Here is an 18,821-nt window from a genome sequence, read left to right as displayed (position 1 = left end):
AGTATAATTATTATTTATTTTGCAGGTGTATATTTATTACTATACACCAACTATATTCTATTTTTAATTTAATTTTCTCAATTCACTTTTATTTAATGGAGTATATTTAGAAACTTCATTACTAGGAACTTTTTTCCAAGTAAGAGTTTTACCAAAAAGTCCTGCTCCGTCTATAGTAGCCTTTATTTTTAACTCCTGCTTATTATCTGAAATACTAGCTTTGGCATTATATGTTTTTCCCTGCTCAGGATTATATATTTTTCCGCCTTTCCATTCTCCATTAGAAAACTGTAAGTCATACAAATAAACAAGACCTTTTAAAGGCAAATTTCTTAATTCTGCTTTTGGATTATTAACATCATTCACGGTATCAGTTGAATTTCTATAAGCAAATGAATAAGCATAATATTTATTATTCTCTTTATAAATCTGAACCACAGAAACTCTATTTTTAGAATCTGCCTGACTGTACCATAATCCAACTATATCATCAGCATTTTGTCCAAAGGCCATTATACTTGATATCATTGTAAGAACTAATATTGTTATAATTTTATTTTTCATTTTTATTTCTCCTTTATATTTTTATGTTTTTATTTTTTATAGTATGTTTTCAAAATTCACAGTCTTATATTAAATAAGACTGTGAAGCATTATTTATTACTTAAACAAGTTCATCAAAGCAGGAATCCAATGATGAGCAGTACCTACAGCAGTTCCAAAAGCAGCACAAAGCAGTATTCTCAATGCTATATAAGGCTTTATAGGGAATAATATATTTCTTGCTGCCAAATATCCGCTCATTATAGCTCCTGTAAATCCTCCGCCAGGGAATCCCCAAGCACTAGCAAAATGAAGATTCTTAACTGTAGGAGATACTCTTACAGAACGGCTCTTCTTCAAATAAGCATCTTGAACAAATCCGTAAGCTGTACCTTCAGGAGTTTTAATATATCTCTTTATTGTTTTTGGTGTAGCAACTTCATAATATTCAATATTGTCTCTAAATCCAGGATAATGCTGTTCTGCTCTGTCTATCAATTTCTCTGCTAACTCTTTCTTTTTAGCTTTATATTCTTCATCGCTTAAATCTTTCCACTCATCTAAATATGAAGGACCTGTCAATACAGCAAATGAACGTTCATCACCTTCTTCTACAAGTCCGCTGTCAATTGTAGAATAATCAACAAATACAAAGTTTCTATCCCCTACAGGTATATTTCTTTGTCCCTTAGCATCTTCTTTAAATGGTGTATTCAAGATTTTTTCTGTACTTATAAAAGTAGAGTATGCATTATTAGGATAAAGCTCTGTAAATTTCTTCTTAAATATTATGTAAACTGTATATAAGGAAACTGAGTTTTTAAGTTTATTTATTCTCTTATCCTCATATTCTTTTGGAAGAAGCTCATCATATACAACCTTAGGTGCAGCATTAGCTATTACATAATCAGCATTAACTGTAACTTCTTCTTTTGCTCTTTTATCAAAATAAGTTACTCCCTCAGCAATATTTCCTTTTACATTTATTTTTTTCACTTCTGAAGAAACTCTAACCTCTCCTCCATTTTCTCTTATTATATCAGCTAAAGCATCAGATAATTTCTGACTTCCTCCTTTGATAAAACAAGCTTGGTTATAGTATCCGCCTTGAGCACAAGCATGATAATACCAAGTAAATTCATAAGGGTTATCATGATAATAAGTTATATTGATATTTAATATTCTCTTTAACTTATCACTTTTTATTATTGAATCTAAAACATTTCCAAGTTTCTTTTGTGTAAATAAATGGTATAAATTCATTGGGAATGTTGTTATAGGATAGAAAAAGAAATCAAAAAACTTTAAGTCATAAGGAAGTCTTCTTATCATATACATTATTCTTGAAAGTCCGCCGAAATATTTTTTTATACCGCCCTTCTCTTCTGGGAATTCTTTTTCTAACGTATTCATAATATTCTCATAACCTTCAGGTATAACTAAATCTGTAGCTTCTGTTTTTATTCTCCAAGTTTGAGGCAATTTAACAAAATCAACTCTGTCATAAATACCTAATTGTTTTAATATAGGATACTTTCCATCTCTGCTTTTTTTAGCCATATCCATCTCATGTAATCCAACTTCAAATTTAACATTTTTTCTTTTATATACTGTAGCACATCCGCCAACTATATTATGGCTTTCTAAAACCAATACTTTTTTTCCCTTTTTTGCCAAGTAAGCTCCTGAAGTTAATCCCCCTAATCCTGAACCTATTATTACTATATCATATTTATTATTATTAGTCATATTTATATCCCCTTTAATAAATCGCTTATATTTCATAAGCGTTTTTATTTGTTTTTGCTTATATATAATATAACAAATACGAGAATAAATACAAGCGTTTTTTATAAAAAATGCGTATATATAGTTCCTTTTTTTAAAAAAATTTACAATTTCATATATATTTGTATTAAATGTATTGTAAAATTATATAAATATTTAATTTTCTATAAGTATTTTTACATTATAATTACATTGAACAATAATATATATGTTAAAAATTCTAATATTTGATATGATTTGTTTAAAATAATTAATATAAAACATTAATTATTTTAAATAAAAGAATTTAATTATTTATGTCAGATTAATATTCATATATAAAAATAATTATTGAAAATATTTCATTAAAAAATTTAATTAGATTTAAATAAAAATATTATTTATTTTGAAGTTCTTTATTTTTGTTTTTTATATCTAAAACTATTTCTTCAACAGAAGTTTTATTAGTAAAATCTATTTTCTTACCATAATTTTCTAATAATGCTTTTTCATCTTCTGTTTTAACTGTTTTAGCAGATATTATTCTTTTAAGCATAAGCATCATCAAAGCATGATGAAGTTTCAATTTATCAAAATCTATGCATCCTCTTAAAAAATAGAATTTCATATTTTCTTTTTCATCTGAATTGAAATTTTTATTAACATAATTATTATATAATTCTTTATCTGCAGTATCTCCAAGACCTACTATAACACAATATAAATTTTTTCTGCCCTTTAATTTTTTATAGAATTTCTTTATGCCTTTAGCTGATGAAAGCTTACCAGCATATAAGGCGCCAGCAAAAACTATAAAATCATAAGTATCTAAATTTTGAAAAGTTACATTATCAATTCCATAAAGATCACCATGAAGTTTATCGGCTATCCATTTAGCATAAGTTCTTGTAGTTCCATATTTGCTTTTATAAAGTACTGCAATTTTGTTTGACATAAAAATAATCCTATAAAAATTTAATAGTATAATTTAAAATTATAATAAAAATAAATAATTTTGTCAAAAAGTATTTTTACAAATTAAATATTAACAGCATAAGATAATACGCCATTAACTATTTCTTCCCTAACCTTTCCGTTTTCAACTAATTTTTTTAATAATTCAGAAACTCTACTTTCATCTTCATTAAAACTTATAGCTATCATATGAACTGTATCAGGCTGTCTTATCAAGAAATTTACTATATCTTCTTCAGTAATTTTTTTAGTATTTCCTTTCGCCTTATCAGATACACTAGGAACATCTATTTCAATATCACAATGAGCATTAAAATATTTTTTAGCATTTTCCATTTCTTCATCGCTCAATGCTTTAGCATTTTCATTAGCTGTTCTTCTAGTAGCTGTAACAAGCTGTACCTTATCAGGCTTTATTTTATTTACCATTTTTATTATATCATCAAGTTCTTCTTCGCTGTCATTGATGCCCTTAAGTAAAAATACTTCAAGCCAATACTCACCTTTAAAAACTCTCCTAAACTCTATAAGGCCATTAACCATTTTATCAAAATCTATTTCTTTATTAGGCTGATCTATTAGTTTAAAAGTATCAATATTTCCAGCATCAAGTGAAGGTATAACCAAATCTGCCATAAGCAAATCGGAACGCATTTCTTGTTTATATAAAAGAGAACCATTTGTAATAATACATACTGGAATATCTGTTATTTGTTTAATTTCATAAATTAACTTTTTTAAATCTTTATATAATGTAGGCTCGCCGGAACCAGCAAAAGTTATATAATCAATATTTTTATTATTAAGCAAAGCTTCTTTTAATTCATATATTATTTCATCAACTGAATAATAACTTGCAAGATTAGTCTTCGTATTTTCTTCAGAACCCAATTGACAATATATACAATTATAACTGCAAGTCTTATGAGGTATAACATCTATACCCAAAGAATTGCCAAGTCTTTTAGATACTACTGGCCCGAATACTCTTTTAGTCTTTAATTTTGATTTATTTTTATTTTGATTAAGTAAAAGAGGTTCTCTAGTTTCTTTTTTAGTATTATCATATCTTTCTTCATTTGCTTTATAAAATGCATTTATTACATCATCTAATAATTCACCGTCTAAACTGAATACTGATAAAGCAAATATTTCAGGTTCTTCATAATGTGTTTCTTTATTGTTTTTATATTCTTTTTTTACCGCCTTTTCTATAGCTTTTACTTTTTCTTTTATCTCATCTTTTTCAAGCATGTCAGTTTTATTTAATACTATTATAGATTTTTTCTTTATCAATTCTTTACTATATTGCTTTAATTCATTTCTAAGTTTTTTATAAGTATCTACAACATCTTTATCGGTTAAATCTATAACAAAGCATAATGCTCCAGTTCTTTCAATATGTCTTAAAAAAGTAAGACCAAGTCCTGCACCTTCGCTTGCACCTTCTATAATTCCCGGTATATCGGCAATAACAAAACTTCTTTCATAATCTAAATAACAAACACCCAAATTTGGAGTTAATGTAGTGAATGGATATGATGCAATTTTTGGATTAGCTCTTGTAAGTCTTGCAAGCAAACTTGATTTACCAGCATTAGGCATACCTACAAGCCCAATATCTGCTATAAGTTTAACTTCAAGTCTTATATTTAATTTCTCGCCTTCTAAGCCATGCTGTGCATAGTCTGGTGCCTGATTTGTAGCTGTAGCATAGAATTTATTGCCTTTTCCGCCTTTTCCTCCTCTAGCAACAGTATAGCTTTGTCCGTCCTCAAGCAAATCTGCTAGTATATTTTCTGTATCTTCATTATAAATTACTGTGCCAATAGGAACTCTTATAACAACATCATCTCCTCTCTTTCCATCACTTAATCTAGCTCTTCCAGGTTCTCCGTCTCTTGCTCTGAATCTTTTTCTGCTTTTTATCTTACCGAAACTATTTATTCTAGCATCTACTCTTACAATAACATCTCCACCATCGCCCCCATTTCCGCCGTCAGGGCCTCCCATAGGTACATGTGCTTCTCTTCTGAAACTTACGCTGCCAGCTCCTCCATGTCCTGCTTCTATCTCAAAACTTACTACATCTATAAATTGATCCATTTTATTATTACCTTGAATTTATTTTATTATTTTGTATTGCATAAGAATTATTTATTATATTATAAAACTATATTTTATCAATAATTTTTTAATTTTGAAATAAATGAAATAGGTGAATTTATCATGATGTAAATCATAAATTATCTTAACTTAATTATAATATCTACTCTTCTATTTTTTCTTCTTCCGTCTGGAGTATCATTAGAAGCTATAGGCTCATCATCAGCAAGACCTTTATAAGATAATTTATCATGATCAAGATTAGGCAAGATGTAATCTGCTACAGTTTTTGCTCTCTTCTCTGATAATTCCTGATTATATTCTTTTCTGCCTGTATTATCAGTATGACCTTCTACTATAATTTCTCTGTCAGGATAAGTTTCCTTAATTGCCTTGATAATATTGTCTATTGTATTTTTAGCATCTGGTTTTAGATTATAAGAATCTGTATCAAAAAGTATCTCTCCAAGTCTTAATACTAATCCTTCAGGTACAGTATCTATTGTAACATCATCATCATTATTAAGATTATCTTCTAATTTTTTTCTGTTATAATCTTCTTCTTCTTTTGTAATTGTATCATAAATTTTATATGTACTTATAATATTCATTTTGTACTGTAAACTAGCATAAGACAATTCCCTTCCATAACCGAATAATATTTGATATCTTTCCTGCTGAGATACTGGAATATTTTTTTCCATGTCCCAAAGAAAAGTACCATAATTAAATCCGTATATTCTTTCAGGATAGCCTTTTCTTGAAAGTCCTGCTTGATATAAATCTTTATCTGTCATAATATGATATTGTATAACAGCATTCTTACTGCCGTCATCATTAGTTTCTATATTAGTAAATAAATAATCAGCTGATAATGCCATTGTCAAATTAGGAGCATTGTTTACTTTTATAATTTCAATAGATTCTCTATTCCAAGATTCTGTAAGTTTAACTTCATTATCAGGAAATGTAGGTACATGTCTTACATTAGGCATAAAATAATGAGAAGGAACTTCAAATTTTCCATTAGTATGTATTATAAAATCGCTTGTGTATTCTTCATCAAAATGAAAAACTTTATCACCTTCCATCATCCTAAATATCTTGAATACTCCGCTCATCCTATATCCGCCGTTAGGAGCAATTGCAATAACAGTTAAATCTATAATATTTCTTTCTTTATATGTCCTCTTTAGTATACCATTCTCATAATATTCAACATCAGCAGTTTTTACTGATTCTATTCTCTTACCCTTCTCTAAATTCCAAAAAAATTTATGACTAATATTAGAATATGAAATACTAAAAAGCAATACCTCAAATATAAAAATAAAAATATAAACTCTTCTCATAATAAAAACTAATTTTTATAAATATTATTTTCTTTCTTTGATAGATTCTTTTTTCAATTCTTTTAATCTTCTCTTCTCTTCTTTAAGTCTCAATTTTTCTGCCTTACGTTCTAATCTTAATTTAACCTTATCTACTACAGCATTTTTAGCTTTCTCTTTTGCAAGTTCTTCCTCTGTTTTCTCTGTCTTAAAGGATATTACTAATTTATATAACTGTAAGAAGATATATTGTAATTCCTTAATCCTCTTATCCATCGTCTCCATATTATTGCTGCTGGTATTAGAAAGATTAGACACATTCTCTATAGAACTAACTAATTCTTTCATGTCTGCCTCTGTAGAATTTACTACATTAACTACATCTTCTGCTAATTTATCTACACTAGATATATTCTGACTAACTGCTGAACTCATCTGCATTTGTTTCAAAGAAAGCTCTTGTACATCCTCTGTAATATTATTCAAATTACTAATATTCATCAATATTTCTCTTCTACCTATATCAAGCTCATCATTAGCTCCAGATATTGTAGAAATAAGTTCTGCAAGTGTATTAGAACCTTCTAGTATCTTCTCCATAGACTCTGAACTCTTAAACGCTAAAGATACTGTATGATCTATTGCCTGTGTTGTTTCTTCTATGATTTCATTAATTATTTTAGAGTTCTCTCCTGTATCTTCTGCTAACTTTCTAATCTTATCTGCTACTACTGTAAATCCTCTACCATGTTCCCCAGCATGTGCTGCCTCTATAGCGGCATTCATCGCTAATAGATTTGTCTGCTCAGCTATATTATGTATTACCTGAGTGATATTTGTTATCTGTTTAGAATACTCTTTAATACTTTGTATAGAATCTACTACTGATTCACCTATATTACTTCCATCTTGAGCTTCTGTATAAAGAATCTTAGCATAATCATTCGCTTTATTTGCTCCATGGCTTACTGTTACTATATTTGCCATCATTTGCTGTACAGAAGAACTAGTTCTAGTTACAGCTTCTGATTGAAGCTTCATTTTATTATTAATATCATTAATATTCTCTAAAAGAAGCTGAACTGTCTCATTTACTGCTGTAAATCTAGTACGCTGCATAAAACTTACTCTAGCAGCATTTGCGGAAGATTCTGCTATTTTTGTAGAGTTTAGCAATTCTGTTTCAAACTCTTTATATATGGTATTAAAATCACTCATGCTTATACTTATAGAAGCACGCATGTTTTGGATATTACCTGTAAGTGTGTAAGCATTGTTTTTTACACTTACTATAATATTTTTTACCTTATCTAAAAACTTATTAAAAGAATGTACTAATTCTCCTGATTCATTATTACTAATAACAGGAAGTCTTATTGTTAAATCTCCTTCACCTTCACTTAAAGATTCTGAAACATTTTTAGCAAATACTAAAGTCTTTCTTAACGACAATATCAAAAGTAATATTACTAATAAAAATGCCAATAAACCTAAATAAATACTGATAGAAGATTTTACAACTGTATTTCTAAAGATTGTGTCTTCTTTATAAGCCTCACCATAACGCCAAACATTCATTATATATATACTGTCAAATAATAAATATTTAATAGCATAAGTATTAGACTCTCTAAGATAAATAACTTTAACAGTCCTTATAGAATTTATAAAACTGTCATTCTTAGAATCTTTCAAATAACTGGCTGAAACTTTATTATCTAACTCCCTTTGCATATCTGGTATAGCTGTAGGATTATTAGAAAGTTTAATAGAATATAATGAATCTGCTATAAAAATATTAATATTATTTTTCACTCCAAACTTATCTAATATCTCCATATAAACTGAACTTCTAACCTCTAAAGTTGTATAGCCCACATTGTTGCCATTAAATACAATAGGTGTATGTATATAAAATGTTTCATTATTTTGATTTATATCTACAATAGAATTTGTATTTGCCAATAATTTACTAGTATTATTAGCAGATACATTAGGTCTGAAATTAGTAATTATTGTTATTAAATTATCAATGTTATACTGCCAATTTAAAAAGACATTTTCCATATTTTCACCAGCAATATTAACATTAATATTTTCTTTATCATTTAAAAATACAGAAAAAGATACTATATTATGATCATTAGCATATCTTGTACTTAAATATCTGGACACTATATTTACATAATCATCTAATCCGTATCTATTTCCAGATATTAAATTCATATATGAAACTATATCCTCTGATACATTAACATATTTGTCAACACTATTATAAAAACTATTAACAAAATCATTAGCATACTCTTTTTTTAATATAATATCATGAGTTTTATCATAAGCCAATTCAGATCTGTAATGCATACCATTAACTAAAGTAACAACAAATATCATTGTAGCCATAGAAATAGGTAGGAAATTATACATCATAGGAAGATAATATTCTTTCTGACCTGTCTTTTTATATAAAGGACCAACTAATATATTAAAAATTATAGAAGATACTGACATAGCTATAGTTATTAAAAATATAACCATTATAAGACGTATATTAAGTATCTCAAATAAAGTAACATTTCCATTAAGTATATGTGTAGCATATGATACAATAGCAACTATAACTACAGCAATTCCTGACTTCACAACATATACTTTTCCTATAGCAACATATTTACCTTTTTCTGCTTTAACACAATCAAAAAAAAGACTTGCTGAAACTGCTAAAGCTAACATAAAAATAAATATATATATATAACCAATTAAAGAACTAGATATTTGATAAACTGTTTTCAATAAAAGAGAATATGAACCTACTGAAACTGCTGAGGTTATAAGAAAACCTATTGGTATATAAAATTTTAATCTTTTTTTCAATATATTATCATTAACATTAAAAATCATATTCGCAACCTGAAAAAATTATATTCTGTTTCAATCATCGGTATAATATCGTTATTTATTAATATAATAATTTAACTTGCCATAGTCTTAGCTTTAGAAACAGCCTCTTCTATAGAACCTACAAATCTAAATGCCTGATCTGGTAAATCATCATAATCACCATTGAAAATTCCCTTAAAGCTTCTTATAGTGTCTTCTAATTTTACATATCTTCCTTGAAGGCCTGTAAATTGTTCTCCTACAAAAAATGGCTGGCTTAAAAACTGCTCTATTTTTCTTGCGCGTGCTACAACTAATTTATCATCTTCAGAAAGCTCATCTGCTCCAAGTATTGCAATGATATCCTGTAAATCTTTATATCTTTGAAGTATATGTTGAACTTTTCTAGCAACATCATAATGCTCTTGACCTAAAATATTAGGATCCAATATTCTGCTTGTTGAAGCCAAAGGATCTACTGCAGGATATATACCTTTTTCACTAACTTCTCTTGATAATACAGTAGTAGCATCAAGGTGTGTAAATGCTGTAGCCGGAGCTGGGTCTGTAAGGTCGTCAGCAGGTACATAAACCGCTTGTATTGAAGTAATAGAACCATTTTTAGTGGATGTTATCCTCTCCTGCAATCCTCCCATCTCTGTTGCCAAAGTAGGCTGATAACCTACAGCTGAAGGCATACGTCCAAGCAATGCTGATACTTCACTTCCAGCTTGAGTAAATCTAAAAATGTTATCAATAAATAATAATACATCCAAACCAGCTGAATCTCTAAAATATTCTGCCATAGTTAATGCTGATAATGCTACTCTTAGTCTTGCTCCAGGTGGTTCATTCATCTGTCCATAAACTAAGCAAGTTTTATTTATAACACCAGACTCTTTCATCTCGCACCATAAATCATTTCCTTCCCTAGTTCTCTCTCCAACACCAGCAAATACTGAATATCCACCATGTTCGCTTGCTATATTGTGTATAAGCTCCATTATAAGAACTGTCTTTCCTACCCCAGCACCACCGAATAAACCTGTTTTTCCGCCTTTAATATAAGGAGCTAATAAGTCTATTACCTTGATGCCTGTTTCAAAAATTTCCAATTTAGGTTCTAATGTTTCAAACTTTGGAGGAGCAGCATGTATAGATCTATATTCTTTAGCAACTATAGGTTCTCCTTTATCAACTGTTTGACCTAATACATTGAATATTCTACCGATAGTTTCATTTCCAACCGGAACCATTATATGATTTCCGCTATCAAATATATCGTCTCCTCTTGATAAACCATCTGTAGATTCTAAAGCTATAGCTCTTACTCTTCCGCCGCCCAAATGCTGCTGAACTTCACAAACTATATGTCTTTGAATTCCTTCTACTTCTTTATCTATATAAAGTGCATTTAATATAGGAGGAAGATGACCTTCTTCAAATTCAGCATCTAGGGTAGAACCTACAACCTGAATAATTTTTCCTCTTTTTCCCTCTACCATAAAATATTCCTTTAAATTATTAAAATTATTGAGTTAATATATTTTATATTTATTGCAAACTTATTCAAGTACATTTATCATTTCTTTGTGAATTTTTTTATTGCTTGCTATATATTGTTTTTTTGAAAAGATATTATATTCATTCATTTTTATATTACTTACCATTCCACCAGCTTGCTTTAATATTATAGTTCCTGCACATACATCCCAAGGAGATAATCCATACTCAAAAAAACCATCAGCAGCACCCTCTGCCACCATACATATATCTAATGCCGCCGAACCGTCTCTTCTTAAGGCTAAAGTTCTTTTAACCATATTAGCAAAATCTATCATCCTGTCATGCAAAAAATCATCATCAACACTTGCATTATAATAAAAACCAGTTATTACAACAGATTCTATTAATTTATTATTATTACTAACTCTAATTACATTATTATTCTTATATGCTTTTGATTTTATATGTGCTTTATAAACAGAATCGGTTAAAGGGGCATATATAACACCAACTATAGGTATTCCCTTATAAGCTAAGCCTATTGATACACAATAAAAAGGGTATCCATGTATAAAATTACTTGTTCCATCAATAGGGTCTACTATCCAAAGAAAATCTTTATTATCCGGATTATTAGATTCTTCGCCAAAAAATCCAAAATCGGGGTATTTTTTCATCAAATATTCTCTTATTATAGCTTCATTTTTAACATCTATTTCTGTAAATAAATCTGTCTTTCCTTTTTTTGAAACCTTTTTTGGGCATCCAAAGTATTTTAAAGAAAATTTACCAGCTTTAATTGCTATTTTTTCAGCATCTTTTAAACATCTATTTAACTTACTCTTAGAAAATTTTTTTATTTCATCCTGTATCTTTATATACTCTATTTCCTTATCTGACAATTTATTTTTTTTAACTTTATTTCCTGAAACACCTTTCATTATTAAAGTCATAAGATCATCTATCATGTATCCTCCATAAACAAAAACTATTATTTCTTCTCTGTTTCTCTAAAAAGAAGAACAGAAGGATTATCTCTTAATTTCTCGCTAAATATTCTCAAATTAGTAATTATTGCTGAAATATTAGTCTTCATTGCATCATCTTTAAATAAAGCTCCTGCAGTTCCATTTCCTTTTTCAACATCATTGATAACAGATGCTAAATCTTTTGTAATGCTATTAATATGTGATAAACTGTCATTAACATTTGAAATAGACTTTGTAATATTTTCTTCATTAGTACCTATAACATCTGAAATCATATTAATAGTTTGTGCGAGGTTAGTAATTATTGATGAAAACTCTTGAAAATTTAAATCTTTCCCTATATCACCTATAGAACCCAAAGTAGTTTCTATACTAAAAGGCTCAACACCTTTAACTACACTTTCAGGTGCTATACTTTTCATACCTGTAGTATCAATAGCTGGAGGAGACACCATTATATATTTTTCACCCAATCCTAAACCAACTGTTTGTATAGAAAATTTTGTACCTTCTGGTATAATAACAGTTTTATCTGTTATAAACAAAGTTACTCTTATTGTACCATCTGCATTAATGCTTATCTTTTCAATAAAACCTATCTGTATTCCGCCACCTCTGTATGAAACTTTACCATTTTCTTGCAAATCACCGATAAATACATAGTCTACATATATTCTATATCCATCACCTTTCAACTTGAAATTACCTAGCAATACTATTGCACATACAAATATTACAAAAGTAATGATAAAAAATATACCTAATTTTACTTTATTTTTCATATGCTGTCCTTATCCTAAAAATTATATATAAAAATAATATTAATCTTTTGGTCTTATACTTTCTATATCTTCACCTTTTTTAGCTATACTACTCATAAAAAAGAACTTTAAATGAGGATTCTCTATCTCATGCAAATGATCAGGATCCCCTCCTTCTATAATCTGTCCTTTATGCAGCATAACAACTCTATCTGACATTCTAAATACACTAGTCATATCATGTGTAATAACTATACTTGTAACATTAAGAATAGACTGCATTTTTACTATCAAATCGTCTATAACCCTGGACATAACAGGATCTAAACCTGTTGTAGGTTCATCATAAAGCAATATTTCAGGGTCCATAGCTATAGCACGTGCTAATCCCACACGCTTTTTCATACCTCCGGAAAGCTCTGAAGGCATTTTATGTTCTATATTAGGCATACCTACCATCTCCAATACTTCTGCAACTTTTACTTTTATTCTATCCTCAGGCATACCTTTTTTTATTCTTCTTAATCCAAAACTTACATTTTCATAAACGTTTAATGAATCGAATAAAGCTGCACCTTGAAAAACCATGGCAAATTTTTTACGTACTTCTGTTAATTCATTATCTGAAATCTGATTGATATCATGTCCATCTATTATTATTGTACCTGAATCCGGCTGAAGAAGTCCTATTAAATGTTTTATAAGAACACTTTTACCGCATCCTGAATTACCTATTACAGATAATGTTTCACCTTTATTTACTTTAAGATTAACACCATTTAATACTTTTTGCGGTCCAAAAGTTTTATAAACATCTTTTAATTCTATAATATAGCTCATATTATAAAGTTATCCTCAAAAATTTTATACTATTATCAGTATTTATTATATATTCACCTAAACTGGCTGGTATTAAAACAGTTTTTCCAGAATAGAGATTAACAATATTATTATCTATATTAGATTTTATTATTCCATTACCATCTATAACAATAATTATTTCAAAACTTTCATCATTAGTTTTTGAAGAGAAACTATCTTTAACAATATATTCCTCAGCTGTAAAATATTCATTTGAAAACACTGTATTAATTTCCAATGAGGCATCTTTAAATTTATTTTTTTTATCAGATTTCAAACTGTAAGCATTTATATCTTTGATAACATTAAATGAATCTTCTATATGAAGTTCTCTTGATTTTCCATTTTTATCAACTCTGTTCCAATCATAAAGCCTATATGTAACATCGCTTGGCGTTTGTATCTCAGCTATAACAGAATTACCAAGTATGGCATGTATGCATCCGTTAGGAATATAGAAAGCATCTCCTGCTTTAATATCAAAATAATTAAACATATCTTCTATGTTTTTTTTATCATTCAAAGCATTTTTTAAATCTTCTTTAGTAAAATTTTCTTTTAATCCTATAAGAAGTTTTGCATTGCCATCTGTATTCATAACATACCACATTTCATTTTTACCATGTTTATTATGTCTTTTATTGGCATATTCTTCATCTGGATGAACTTGTATTGACAGCTTATCTCTAGCATCTATAAGTTTTATAAGAAGAGGAAAATAATCTTCTTTAAATTTTGTTCCTAAAAGTTTAGTACCATATTCTTTTACTAAAGATGATAAAGTTCTTCCTTTGAGTTCTCCATTAAGCACAACATTATTATCATTAGGCAGATCACAAATTTCCCAACTCTCACCTATAGTTTTATTCTTATCAAAAGACTTTGAATATAATGAAGCAAGTACATTTCCACCCCAAATAACTTCTTTTGATATTTCTTTAAATTCTAATAAATACATAGTTTAATTATATAAGATAAAATAAATAATTCAATATACTATAATTCAAAATTAATTTTTATTTTATTAAAAACAATTTAGAATGCATTGAATTTATATAATATTTAATTAAATTTAGAAATTATAAGATATAATATTAATAATTTTCCTATTTTTCAGTTTATTTTACAAAAACTTATTTTTAATCTAAAAAATACATATAAACTTATATAAAGAATTAACTTGACAATAGTATTATATTAAATTATAATCTATTAAAATAAATATTATTTAGAATTAAAGAGGTTTTATCTATGTCAAAAGAATCGTATAAAGATAGAATGGAAAAGGCTATTTCAAGTTTGCAAAATGATTTAAAAGGTATAAGAACAGGAAGAGCCAATGCTTCAATATTGGACGGAGTTAAAGTAGAAGCTTATGGAAGTAATATGCCACTAAAACAAGTAGGTAATATTTCAACTCCGGATTCAAGAACTATTATGATACAGCCATTTGACAAAGGTTTAGTTAGTGACATAGAAAAAGCTATATTGAAAGCTGATTTAGGTTTTAACCCTTTCAATGATGGTGGAAATATTAGAATAGTTGTACCCGAACTTACAAAAGAAAGAAGAGAAGAATTAAAAAAAGGTGTAAGACATAGAGGAGAAGATGCTAAAATAGCTGTTCGTAATATAAGAAGAGATGAAAATGATAAAATAAAAAAAGAATTAAAAGATAAAACAATTACTGAAGATGAATCAAAGTCTCAAGAGAAAAAAATACAAAATGATACAGATTTATATATTAAAAAGATTGATGAACTAATCTCAGCAAAAGAAAAAGAATTAGATACTATATGATTACTGATGAGTCGAAAATTCCTACACATGTGGCTATAATCATGGATGGCAATGGCAGATGGGCTAATGCTCATAATAAAAGCAGAAGTTATGGTCATAGAGCAGGAAGTGAAAATGTAATCAATATAGTAGAAGCATGCTGTGAGATTAATATAAAATATTTGACCCTATATGCTTTTTCTACAGAAAATTGGAAAAGACCTGAGGAAGAAAAGAAGGCTCTATTTCAATTATTAAAAGAATTTTATAAAAAAGAGATTAAAAGATTAATTTCAAATAATATATTAGTAAAACATATAGGTGATATTACAGCATTTCCAAAAGATACTATAAAAACAATAGAAGAAACAGAAAAAGAAACATTAGAGAAATGTAAAAATCCGATATTAACTGTGATATTAGCTTTGAATTATGGATTTAGAGACGAATTAAAAAATGCTATCAAAAATATATGTTATGATGTAAAAGATAATAAAATAGATATAGAAAACATAGATGAAAATTTTATTAAAAATTACTTATATACAAAAGATACACCAGATCCTGACCTTATAATTAGAACATCTGGAGAATCAAGATTAAGTAATTTTCTTATGTATCAGGCATCATATAGTGAATTATATTTTACTGATATATTATGGCCTGATTTCTCTAAAGACAATTTCAAAAAAGCTATAGATGAATACTCTAATAGAAATAGAAGATATGGAGGTCTTTGATTTATCATGAAAAAAAGGTTAATATCTGTAGCAATTACTCTTCCATTATTTACCATAATAATGTTTTATGATAAAGTTATATATTTATTTCATCTTCTTATATTGTCCATATCTATTCTTAGTGCATTAGAAATATTTTACATGGCAAAAGTTCATAGACAGAAAAATTTAAGAACAGTAATAGCATCAATGATAGCTATGGTTTTAGGATATGTAATAACTATATGCGGACTTAATGTATTCAAAGGCGATTTTTCAAATCTTTATAAAATAATAGAAACAAAAAATCCTTCAATGGATTTATCTTTAGTAATGGTTTTTGCTTTAATAGCAGTATTATTCATAATAAATATTTTTAAAGTAAATGTTTCTACTTTTGAAGAAAAAGGAAGGGCTATATTAACTGCTGTATTTTGCTTCATATATGTTGGTTTGGGAGTATGGCATATATCTCTTATGCGTTTTATGCCTAGTGGAAAATATTATATAGTATTTATTTTATTATGTGCTTGGCTTAGCGATACAGGAGGATATGTTGTTGGAAGAAAAATAGGAAAACATAAACTTTCTAATAGTGCTTCACCAAATAAAAGCTATGAAGGATTAGTTGGAATGTTTTTATTTACAATACCCATTGGAATTTTATACTATTATCTATATTCTAAAGGATATTTAACTATTTTTCTAGGTAAAAATATACCAAATTTTACTCTTCCGCAAATAATATTATTAACCTCAATATTTACAATAACAGGCTTTCTTGGAGATATGGGTGAAAGTCTTATAAAAAGAATGTATGATACCAAAGATTCAAGCAAACTATTTCCAGGTCATGGAGGAGTATTTGACATATTTGACAGTGTAATATTAACTGCTCCTATATCATATTATATTTTACTAATATTACAATAAGTTTCAATCTATTTTCTATCAAAATAAAAAAGGATCTGGGAAAATCCAAATCCTTTATTATATACAAAATTATATCAAATAATTATTAGGCACTATAAACTATATCTCCATCAATTATAGTCTTTAATACTTTAATATCTTTTATCTCTTTAGTATCAACTTCAAATATATCTCTATTCAAAACTATAAAGTCAGCAAGTTTATCTTCTTCAATGCTTCCTTTTACACTGTCTTCAAAAGACATATAAGCACTTCCCATAGTATATAAATAAACAGCTTCTTTCACTGTAAGTTTTTCCTGAGGCATCCATCCGCCATGAGGCCATCCTTCCAAGTCTTCCCTATTAACTGCACAATGTATACCTTCCATAACATTAATACTATCAATAGGTCCAGCTGAACCAAAACCAATATTAACTCCTATATCCATAGCTGTTTTATAAGCATAACTTGTAGCAGCCTTTTCATGTCCTACTCTATCTTCAACAACATGCATATCATAATTTAAAAATACAGGCTGATAATATATTCCAACATTCAATTCTTTCATTCTTTCAAACAACTCTTTGTCTGTAATCTGACAATGCACTAAACCATTTCTTCTATATTTGAAATCTTTAGTATCCTTTATTTTATCTATTGCATTTAAAGCCATCTCAATAGCTCCGTCCCCTGTAGCCTGTATAGCAAGAGAATAATCTAAACTATTTGCATATTCAACTAATTCATCAAGTTCATCCTGCTTATACTGAGTAACACCTCTGAATCCTTTAGAATCTTTATAATCTTCTTTCAAAAGTGCAGTTCTTGAACCTATACCTCCATCTATTATAAATTTAATATGCCCTACTTTAAATCTGTCATCATCTATATATTGATAATAATAATACTGTCTAAAATCATCAATATCTTCTTTATTAACAAACTGAGCCTGTTCACAAACTCTTATTTTTAATTTCTTTTCTCTATGTAATTTTTGATAAGCATCTATAATTTTTCTGTAATCTAAATCCGGCAAACTTCTCAAATCATCTGCCTGAACAGAAGTAATACCCATTTTGAAAAAAACTTCCTGAGTATCTAATATTAAAGATTTTAATGTATCAATTTCAAATGATTTAATCTTAGCCAAAATCAAAGCCATAGCTTTTGAACTTATCAAACCATTCTCAAAATCTATAGTATCGCTTTGCATATCTCTTGTAATTCCGCATATTTCAAGAGCTTTACTATTTGCAGCTATCATCTCCCCGCAGCATCTTCTAAAAGCAACAGGATATTCATTAGAAATATTATCCAAATCATATTTATTAAGCATTCTCTTTTCTTCAAAATAATCCTGATTCCAACCTCTTCCTATAACCCAATCATTATATCTTTCTGCTTCTTTGGAAATTTCTATTACCTCTCTTATAGATCTGCATTCGCTTAAATCAAGCATAGTATTAAAACGTGCATAAGAAACAAAATTAACATTGCTGTCATTAAATCCCGGTATAACTGTTCTGCCTTCTAAATCTATTATTTCCTCTGCTTCAGGATATTTTTTTAATACCTCTTCATTAGTTCCTGCAAAAGATATCCTTCCATTATCAACTGCAACAGCTTCATAAACATTATCATTTTTATCCATAGAATAAATTTTAGCATTTTTAAAAATTCTCATTTACT

15 protein-coding genes are annotated in these 18,821 nt (G+C 28.1%); 3 read left to right on the top strand and 12 right to left on the bottom strand.

Annotation, left to right across the window (positions count from 1 at the left end; genetic code table 11):
- Nucleotides 1–63 precede the first annotated feature (63 nt).
- The 11 genes from T324_RS0107250 to T324_RS0107200 form a co-directional block, all read right to left on the bottom strand.
- A complete protein-coding gene (locus T324_RS0107250) occupies nt 64–564 on the bottom strand; it encodes a DUF2147 domain-containing protein (RefSeq protein WP_028329630.1) in 501 nt (166 codons plus the stop codon).
- 96 nt (nt 565–660) lie between these two features.
- Nucleotides 661–2,292, bottom strand: a complete 1,632-nt coding sequence (locus T324_RS0107245; protein WP_028329629.1) for a phytoene desaturase family protein — start codon at nt 2,290–2,292, stop codon at nt 661–663.
- A gap of 415 nt (nt 2,293–2,707) precedes the next feature.
- Nucleotides 2,708–3,265: a flavodoxin domain-containing protein gene (locus T324_RS0107240; protein ID WP_028329628.1), complete on the bottom strand. Its 558-nt coding sequence runs from the start codon at nt 3,263–3,265 to the stop codon at nt 2,708–2,710.
- Nucleotides 3,266–3,348: 83 nt separating this feature from the next.
- Nucleotides 3,349–5,391, bottom strand: coding sequence for a GTPase ObgE (obgE, locus tag T324_RS16960; RefSeq protein ID WP_038375076.1), 2,043 nt, complete (start codon nt 5,389–5,391; stop codon nt 3,349–3,351).
- Between the two features lie 140 nt (nt 5,392–5,531).
- Entirely contained in the window at nt 5,532–6,743 is a 1,212-nt protein-coding gene (locus tag T324_RS0107230; RefSeq protein WP_028329627.1) for an OmpA family protein, read from the bottom strand.
- Between the two features lie 24 nt (nt 6,744–6,767).
- Entirely contained in the window at nt 6,768–9,623 is a 2,856-nt protein-coding gene (locus tag T324_RS0107225) for a methyl-accepting chemotaxis protein (RefSeq protein WP_028329626.1), read from the bottom strand.
- A 71-nt stretch (nt 9,624–9,694) separates the two neighbouring features.
- Entirely contained in the window at nt 9,695–11,107 is a 1,413-nt protein-coding gene (gene atpD, locus T324_RS0107220) for a F0F1 ATP synthase subunit beta (protein WP_028329625.1), read from the bottom strand.
- Nucleotides 11,108–11,167: 60 nt separating this feature from the next.
- Nucleotides 11,168–12,076 (bottom strand): inositol monophosphatase family protein, encoded by a 909-nt coding sequence (locus T324_RS0107215; RefSeq protein WP_028329624.1) that lies wholly within the window; start codon nt 12,074–12,076, stop codon nt 11,168–11,170.
- A gap of 23 nt (nt 12,077–12,099) precedes the next feature.
- Complete coding sequence (locus T324_RS0107210; protein WP_028329623.1) at nt 12,100–12,879, bottom strand: MlaD family protein; 780 nt, start codon at nt 12,877–12,879, stop codon at nt 12,100–12,102.
- A 39-nt stretch (nt 12,880–12,918) separates the two neighbouring features.
- Nucleotides 12,919–13,698 carry an ABC transporter ATP-binding protein gene (locus tag T324_RS0107205; RefSeq protein ID WP_028329622.1) on the bottom strand — a complete coding sequence of 260 codons (780 nt, stop codon included), beginning with the start codon at nt 13,696–13,698 and terminating at the stop codon, nt 12,919–12,921.
- Between the two features lies 1 nt (nt 13,699).
- Complete coding sequence (locus tag T324_RS0107200) at nt 13,700–14,677, bottom strand: type I phosphomannose isomerase catalytic subunit (protein WP_028329621.1); 978 nt, start codon at nt 14,675–14,677, stop codon at nt 13,700–13,702.
- 293 nt (nt 14,678–14,970) lie between these two features.
- Between T324_RS0107200 and frr the strand changes: the two genes are divergently transcribed.
- The 3 genes from frr to T324_RS0107185 are packed head-to-tail and all read left to right on the top strand — an operon-like array spanning nt 14,971 to nt 17,150.
- A complete protein-coding gene (gene frr, locus T324_RS0107195) occupies nt 14,971–15,519 on the top strand; it encodes a ribosome recycling factor (RefSeq protein WP_028329620.1) in 549 nt (182 codons plus the stop codon).
- Nucleotides 15,516–16,238 (top strand): undecaprenyl pyrophosphate synthase, encoded by a 723-nt coding sequence (locus tag T324_RS0107190; RefSeq protein ID WP_028329619.1) that lies wholly within the window; start codon nt 15,516–15,518, stop codon nt 16,236–16,238. Before frr ends, T324_RS0107190 begins: the two co-directional genes overlap by 4 nt.
- A 6-nt stretch (nt 16,239–16,244) precedes the next feature.
- Nucleotides 16,245–17,150: a phosphatidate cytidylyltransferase gene (locus T324_RS0107185; protein ID WP_028329618.1), complete on the top strand. Its 906-nt coding sequence runs from the start codon at nt 16,245–16,247 to the stop codon at nt 17,148–17,150.
- Nucleotides 17,151–17,235: 85 nt separating this feature from the next.
- On the opposite strand, the gene T324_RS0107180 is transcribed toward T324_RS0107185, so the two are convergent.
- The gene (locus tag T324_RS0107180) at nt 17,236–18,816 is read right to left on the bottom strand and encodes an amidohydrolase (protein WP_028329617.1); all 1,581 of its coding nucleotides are present in this window, start codon (nt 18,814–18,816) and stop codon (nt 17,236–17,238) included.
- Between the last annotated feature and the right edge of the window lie 5 nt (nt 18,817–18,821).

It is taken from the genome of Brachyspira alvinipulli ATCC 51933 (assembly GCF_000518245.1).
Classification (GTDB): Bacteria; Spirochaetota; Brachyspiria; order Brachyspirales; family Brachyspiraceae; genus Brachyspira; species Brachyspira alvinipulli.
The sequence above is the reverse complement of the archived record's forward strand: the minus strand, read 5'-3'. Positions and strand labels throughout refer to the sequence as shown.

What these genes read in the sequence shown, in the direction of transcription:
- T324_RS0107225 (WP_028329626.1), bottom strand. Translation starts at nt 9,623, where the DNA reads ATGATTTTTAATGTTAATGATAATATATTGAAAAAAAGATTAAAATTT.
- T324_RS0107245 (WP_028329629.1), bottom strand. Translation starts at nt 2,292, where the DNA reads ATGACTAATAATAATAAATATGATATAGTAATAATAGGTTCAGGATTA.
- T324_RS0107180 (WP_028329617.1), bottom strand. Translation starts at nt 18,816, where the DNA reads ATGAGAATTTTTAAAAATGCTAAAATTTATTCTATGGATAAAAATGAT.
- T324_RS0107240 (WP_028329628.1), bottom strand. Translation starts at nt 3,265, where the DNA reads ATGTCAAACAAAATTGCAGTACTTTATAAAAGCAAATATGGAACTACA.
- T324_RS0107215 (WP_028329624.1), bottom strand. Translation starts at nt 12,076, where the DNA reads ATGATAGATGATCTTATGACTTTAATAATGAAAGGTGTTTCAGGAAAT.
- frr (WP_028329620.1), top strand. Translation starts at nt 14,971, where the DNA reads ATGTCAAAAGAATCGTATAAAGATAGAATGGAAAAGGCTATTTCAAGT.
- T324_RS0107230 (WP_028329627.1), bottom strand. Translation starts at nt 6,743, where the DNA reads ATGAGAAGAGTTTATATTTTTATTTTTATATTTGAGGTATTGCTTTTT.
- T324_RS0107190 (WP_028329619.1), top strand. Translation starts at nt 15,516, where the DNA reads ATGATTACTGATGAGTCGAAAATTCCTACACATGTGGCTATAATCATG.
- obgE (WP_038375076.1), bottom strand. Translation starts at nt 5,391, where the DNA reads ATGGATCAATTTATAGATGTAGTAAGTTTTGAGATAGAAGCAGGACAT.
- atpD (WP_028329625.1), bottom strand. Translation starts at nt 11,107, where the DNA reads ATGGTAGAGGGAAAAAGAGGAAAAATTATTCAGGTTGTAGGTTCTACC.
- T324_RS0107250 (WP_028329630.1), bottom strand. Translation starts at nt 564, where the DNA reads ATGAAAAATAAAATTATAACAATATTAGTTCTTACAATGATATCAAGT.
- T324_RS0107185 (WP_028329618.1), top strand. Translation starts at nt 16,245, where the DNA reads ATGAAAAAAAGGTTAATATCTGTAGCAATTACTCTTCCATTATTTACC.
- T324_RS0107210 (WP_028329623.1), bottom strand. Translation starts at nt 12,879, where the DNA reads ATGAAAAATAAAGTAAAATTAGGTATATTTTTTATCATTACTTTTGTA.
- T324_RS0107200 (WP_028329621.1), bottom strand. Translation starts at nt 14,677, where the DNA reads ATGTATTTATTAGAATTTAAAGAAATATCAAAAGAAGTTATTTGGGGT.
- T324_RS0107205 (WP_028329622.1), bottom strand. Translation starts at nt 13,698, where the DNA reads ATGAGCTATATTATAGAATTAAAAGATGTTTATAAAACTTTTGGACCG.